The 6,267-nt window shown below is 35.2% G+C and carries 4 protein-coding genes; 3 read left to right on the top strand and 1 reads right to left on the bottom strand.

Annotation, left to right across the window (positions count from 1 at the left end):
* Nucleotides 1-108 precede the first annotated feature (108 nt).
* Nucleotides 109-330: a hypothetical protein gene (locus RT228_RS10130; protein ID WP_025124888.1), complete on the bottom strand. Its 222-nt coding sequence runs from the start codon at nucleotides 328-330 to the stop codon at nucleotides 109-111.
* Between the two features lie 202 nt (nucleotides 331-532).
* Between RT228_RS10130 and uvrC the strand changes: the two genes are divergently transcribed.
* The 3 genes from uvrC to RT228_RS10115 all read left to right on the top strand — a co-directional run bounded on the left by uvrC (nucleotide 533) and on the right by RT228_RS10115 (nucleotide 6,257).
* Nucleotides 533-2,329 carry an excinuclease ABC subunit UvrC gene (gene uvrC / locus RT228_RS10125; RefSeq protein ID WP_313138653.1) on the top strand — a complete coding sequence of 599 codons (1,797 nt, stop codon included), beginning with the start codon at nucleotides 533-535 and terminating at the stop codon, nucleotides 2,327-2,329.
* Nucleotides 2,330-2,348: 19 nt separating this feature from the next.
* Nucleotides 2,349-4,586 carry a patatin-like phospholipase family protein gene (locus RT228_RS10120; protein ID WP_313138652.1) on the top strand — a complete coding sequence of 746 codons (2,238 nt, stop codon included), beginning with the start codon at nucleotides 2,349-2,351 and terminating at the stop codon, nucleotides 4,584-4,586.
* Nucleotides 4,587-5,090: 504 nt separating this feature from the next.
* Nucleotides 5,091-6,257 (top strand): homogentisate 1,2-dioxygenase, encoded by a 1,167-nt coding sequence (locus RT228_RS10115; RefSeq protein WP_006266111.1) that lies wholly within the window; start codon nucleotides 5,091-5,093, stop codon nucleotides 6,255-6,257.
* Nucleotides 6,258-6,267: the final 10 nt, after the last annotated feature.

The following is a 6,267-nucleotide window of genomic DNA, read 5'->3' as shown; positions in this document are numbered from 1 at the left end:
GGCTTAAGCCCAAAAGCTAGGAAATGGAGACTGACACAGTTTGTGTTACACTCCCGGAAAGAAGAATGTTACCTTATATTTTTATAATGAATATGAGTAGTGATTAAATTATTTATCAATAAAATTTAATAATTCCTCTATAGGTTGTAGTATTTCAGGATTGTCAAGATCTTTAATTCTTTCGTCTAAAATGTCTTTTTGCCATTGAGGGAGCTCATAATCAAAGTTTTCAATTTCTGGATGTGTCTTTTTGATTTGTTCCCAATCTTCTATAGTAATAAAAACTCCTGTAGTTTTGCCTTCACTATCTTGAATATATCTAGCTTTCATAATAATTGAGTTTTAGTTAACTGAGAGACAAAGATAAGTATATAGGATTAAAATTGTAGTATTTAGTTTGTTGTTTTTTAGGTTTTTATATTTTGTAATAAAGTATAATTCGCATAGTGGATTTACAACAAAATACATAAAGTAAACAGTTTTTTTAGCAAAGGAAATAGTTTTAGTATTTTTGTGAGTATAATATTTACTTATGCAGGTTTCACCTTCTTTAGCAGTACAGATACAGACATTACCAGATCAGCCAGGAGTATATCAATACTATGATAAGGATGATAAGATACTGTATGTAGGTAAGGCTAAAAACTTAAAGAAAAGGGTTAGTTCGTACTTTAATAAAATACATGATAACGCCAAGACCAATGTGTTGGTGAAGAAGATTGTGACGATAAAGCATATCGTTGTGCCTACTGAGACAGATGCATTACTGCTAGAAAACAACTTGATCAAGCAGTTACAACCACGTTATAATGTGTTGCTAAAGGACGATAAGAGTTATCCGTGGATATGTATTAAGAAAGAACCCTTTCCGAGAGTGTTTACTACACGTCGTATGGTGAAGGATGGATCAGAGTACTTCGGGCCTTATACGAGTATCAAGACTGTGCATACGCTGATTGATTTGATTAAAGAATTATATCCGTTGCGTACGTGTAATCTAGATTTGACGACTAGTAATGTGCGCAGTGGGAAGTATAAGGTATGCTTAGAGTATCATATCGGTAACTGTGGTGGGCCATGTGAAGAGCGCGAGAGTGATAAGCAATACGACAATAAGATCAGAGCTATCCGAGATATCTTGAAAGGGAATTTTAAAGAGAGTTTAAAGGAGTTTAAGGATTATATGATGGAGTTGGCTTCTAATATGGAGTTTGAGGAAGCACAAAAGGTCAAGGATAAAATAGATCTGTTAGAGAATTATCAGTCTAAGTCTACTATTGTTAGCTCTAAGATTAGTAATGTAGATGTGTTCTCTATCATCTCGGATGAAGGAGCTGCTTATGTGAATTTCTTACAAGTGTCTTATGGTGCGATTATTCGTTCGCATACGATGGAGTTGAAGAAGAAATTAGACGAGACAGATGAAGAGTTATTAGAGCTTGCGATTACGGAATTAAGAGAACGCTTTCATTTGAATTCAAAAGAGATTATCGTTCCTTTCGATGTTGAGGTGCAAGAAGGAATACATGTGACTGTACCTAAGCTTGGGGACAAGAAGAAATTACTAGATTTATCAGAACGCAATGCGAAATACTATAGAATAGATCAGCTTAAACAGATTAAGATAGTGGATCCAGAGCGTCATGTGAACCGTATCATGACACAGATGAAGAAGGACTTGCGTATGCATGTAGAGCCACGTCATATAGAGTGTTTTGATAACTCGAATATACAAGGGACTAACCCTGTATCTGCTTGTGTTGTCTTTAAAGACGGAAAACCTAGTAAGAAAGATTATCGCCACTTCAATGTGAAGACTGTAGATGGGCCTAATGACTATGATACGATGGAGGAGATCGTGTATAGACGTTATAAGCGCGTGATAGAAGAAGGACAACCATTACCTGATCTTATCGTGATAGATGGAGGTAAGGGACAGTTAGGTGTTGCGGTTAATTGCCTTGAGCGATTAGGGATTAGAGGGAAGGTGTCTATTATCAGTTTGGCAGAGCGATTAGAAGAAATTTTCTACCCAGGTGATAGTGTTCCTCTGTATTTAGATAAGCGATCTGAGACGATGAAGGTGATCATACATCTTAGAGATGAAGCACACCGATTTGGGTTGACATTTCATAGAAACCAACGCAGTAAGAACGCGATAACAAGTGAGCTCGATGGAATCAGTGGTGTAGGGGAGAAAACTAAAACAACACTGATGAATCATTTTAAATCAACAAAGAGAATCAAAGAAGCTAGCTTAGAAGACTTAGAAAAAGTAATAGGAAAGTCAAAAGGGAAGCTTGTATTTGATTTTTTTCAAGTAAATTAGAGGAAAAATTAACATAGTGATGCATAGAATAATATTACTAGTATTTTGCTCTATCCTTTTAGCATCAAATAGTTATGCTTCAGAGGGAGAGAAAGATAGGCCAAAAGTAGGTTTAGTACTAAGTGGAGGTGGTGCTAAGGGATTAGCTCATATCGGAGTGTTAAAGGTACTAGAAGAAGAGGGAGTAAAAGTAGATTATATCGCTGGTACTAGTATGGGAGCCATCGTAGGAGGATTATATGCTTCTGGATATACTGCAAAAGAGTTAGACTCTATTTTTAATAGTATTGATGTATCGGCCTTGATAAAGGATTATATTCCTCGTATCTCTAAATCGTTTTATGAAAAAAAGAATGATGAGATTTATGCGTTGACTTTACCCTTTGATAAGTTTAGAATAGGATTTCCAAAAGCGTTGTCTAGAGGGATGTATAACTATAACCTGATGAATAAGCTATTAGCTCACGTTCGTCATGTTAGAGATTTTAGTGAGTTACAGATTCCGTTTTTATGTATTGCAACTGATTTAGAGACAGGAGAAGGAGTTGTTTTAAAAGAGGGATATTTACCACAGGTTATTTTAGCTAGTGGAGCGTTCCCTTCATTATTTGCTCCAGTGAAGATAGATGGAAAATACTTAATAGATGGAGGAGTTGTGAATAACTATCCTATCGATCAGTTACGAGAAATGGGGGCTGATATTGTAATAGGTGTTGATGTACAAGACGACCTTAAAACAATAGAAGAAATAGAAGGAGCTCCAGATTTGTTATTACAGATATCGAATTACTCTACGATTAATCAGATGAAGAATAAACTTCCTAAAACAGATGTGTACATTAAGCCTGATATTGTTGGTTATACTGTGGTGTCATTTGATAAGGGAGAACCTATTATTGAGAGAGGAGTTAATGCGGCGAATAAGGTTATTGTAGACTTAAAATTATTAGGAGGAGATAAGAACGTAGTGAAAGATCATTATGTTCCGAAAGAGTCAGATTCAATAGCAATTACTAGTATTGATATTAAAGGGTTAAACAAGTATACTCGTAGATATATACATGGTAAATTAGGGTTTAAACCTAATAGTAAGATTTCTTTTGATCAACTAGCAAATGGTATCACACAGCTAAATGGTACTGAGAACTTTAGTAGCATGACCTACAAGTTTGAAGAAGATGGCGATAAGGATAAGATGAAAATGGAATTAGTGGAGAATCCTGTTAATCGTTATCTAAAACTCGGTGTACACTATGATGGATTATATAAAGCAGCAGCTTTAGTGAATGTTACTCAGAAGAACCTTTTTACGAAAAGTGATGTTGCTTCATTAGATTTAGCATTAGGAGATAATGTTCGTTATAACTTCAATTATTTTGTCGATAATGGATTCTACTGGAGTGTAGGAGTTTCTTCTAAATATAATCAGTTTAGTCGAGATCTGCCTTATACCATGTTAGTTGGGACTAGTGGAGGAGAGATGAATATAGAGAATGCGCCTGCTATGTTTGGGGTAGATTATGCAGATTTAGAAAATAAGTTATATTTCCAGACTTTTTATCAGCAGAAGTATTTGTTGAATATAGGTTTTGAACACAGATTCTTAGATATTAGAAGTAAGACTTTAAATTTACCTAATTCAAATTTTGATAGAAATCACTATTTAGGAGGGTTTGCAAATGTAACAATGGATACCTATGACAATAAGTATTTTCCACGCAAAGGATTCTTGTTTAAAGGAGAGTATAAAAACTACTTTTATTCAACAGAAAATGAGAATTATGTTCCTCATGATTTTGATAATTTTTCAACTATTACTGGGCAAATAGGATATGCTACACGTATCACAGATAAGTTAGCAGTGGATATCAAATCTAGACTAGGAACTGTGATAGGAACTACTCCAAGTCTTGGATTTGGGTATGCTTTAGGAGGATATGGATTTGCAGATCGCGATAACATTATTCCTTTCTTTGGGTATGAATTATTAGGTATCGGAGGAGATTCTTTCATTATGGGAGGTATTACTTTTGATTATGAAATATTCAAGAAGCACCATATTAATTTTACTGCTAATTATGCGAATGCAGGAGAGAAGATCTTCTCAAGTTCAGATTGGTTCACTAAGGCGAAGTATTCTGGATATGCAGTAGGATATGGGATGCAAAGCATGATAGGACCTATAGAGGCTAAGTTTACTTATTCTCCTGAGACAGGTAGTACTTATACTATATTCTCAGTGGGATTCTGGTTCTAAACATATTAGATTAGATAAAGACGGGTATATTAGAACGCAGAGTTTTAATATACCCGTTTTTTTATTCTCTCAGAATGTGAATGTGTTGTTTATTGATATGTGTGTATAATTTGTATTTTGTTGTTGATATGAAAAATATATTTGGACAAAAAATTGTATAATTCATTTTTATTTCGATATTTGTGTTATTATGAAAACACAATGGGACGGTTTATTGGCTTATTTAAAGTTTCTCATCAAGCGCAAGCCTGAATGAGTACTTTTACTTTTTATATTATTCCTAATTAAACATTAGCCAAATGTTATAATGTACCCTAGTGTATGCAGTGTAGTAGCTTATTATGACTTTTATAGCTACACCTTTCTATACATTTTGACCTGGCAGCTCTGTTGAGGTTGACTTCACAAGATATCTTTAGATGCATTGCCTTGTATGCTTGACGTTGTCTATTCTTTTATGTTTAATCAGGAATCTTAATCACCAACCAAAAATATTAAGTAATTATGCCTTTATATCATCACTTAGGGAGTATTCCCCCTAAACGTCACACCGTATTCCGAAAGGAAAATGGGGACTTATATTATGAGCAATTGTTTGGTACAATTGGCTTCGATGGTATGTATACCAATATGTATCACGAGCACCGACCTACTCAGGTAAAGAAGATTTTAGGACAGTATAGTATTGCGCCTAAAATAGCAAAGTCTAATCACATTCAATCTTATCGTTTACGTGGTTTTCAGGTAGCTCCTGAGAATGATTATTTAGAAAGCCGAAAAGCAGTTTTGACCAATAGTGACTGTACCATTGTATTAGCGGCACCTAAACAATCATTAAGAGATTACTTTTATAAAAACACGGATTCTGATGAATTAATTTTTATTCATAAGGGGACAGGTACATTGCGTACGATGTTAGGTAACCTTACTTTTAAGTATGGTGACTACCTGCTGATACCTCGAGGAATTATTTATCAGATCGATTTTGATACGGAAGATAATAGACTATTTATCGTAGAGTCTAGACGTCCTATCTATACGCCTAAGCGCTATCGCAACTGGTTTGGACAGTTATTAGAGCATTCTCCATTCTGTGAGCGTGATATTAGACGTCCGGATGTATTAGAAACTTTTAATGAGACAGGAGATTTTCTTATTAAAGTAAGAAAGCAAGATGAGATATTTGAGATGGTTTATGCTACACATCCTTTTGATGTTGTGGGATATGATGGGTATAATTATCCATATGCATTCTCTATTCATGACTTCGAACCGATAACTGGGAGGATTCACCAACCACCACCAGTGCATCAGACATTTGAGACAGATGCATTCGTAGTGTGTTCTTTTGTACCACGTCTATATGACTATCATCCAGATTCTATTCCAGCGCCTTATAACCACAGTAATATTGATAGTGATGAGGTGTTGTATTATGTAGATGGAGACTTTATGAGTCGTAATGATATCGCTCCAGGGCATATCTCTCTGCATCCTGCAGGTATACCTCATGGACCACATCCTGGTGCAGCAGAGCGTTCGATAGGTAAGACTGAAACACAAGAATTGGCAGTGATGGTAGATACTTTTAAACCTCTTATGGTAACTGAAGAGGCGATGAAGATAGCAGATGAACAATATTACCAATCGTGGTTAGAACCTGAGAAATAACAATCAAACA

It is taken from the genome of Myroides sp., from assembly GCF_032073645.1.
In the GTDB taxonomy this organism is placed as follows: Bacteria; Bacteroidota; Bacteroidia; order Flavobacteriales; family Flavobacteriaceae; genus Flavobacterium; species Flavobacterium odoratimimum.
Note: the sequence above shows the minus strand (reverse complement) of the source record. Positions and strands in the feature narration are given on the sequence as shown.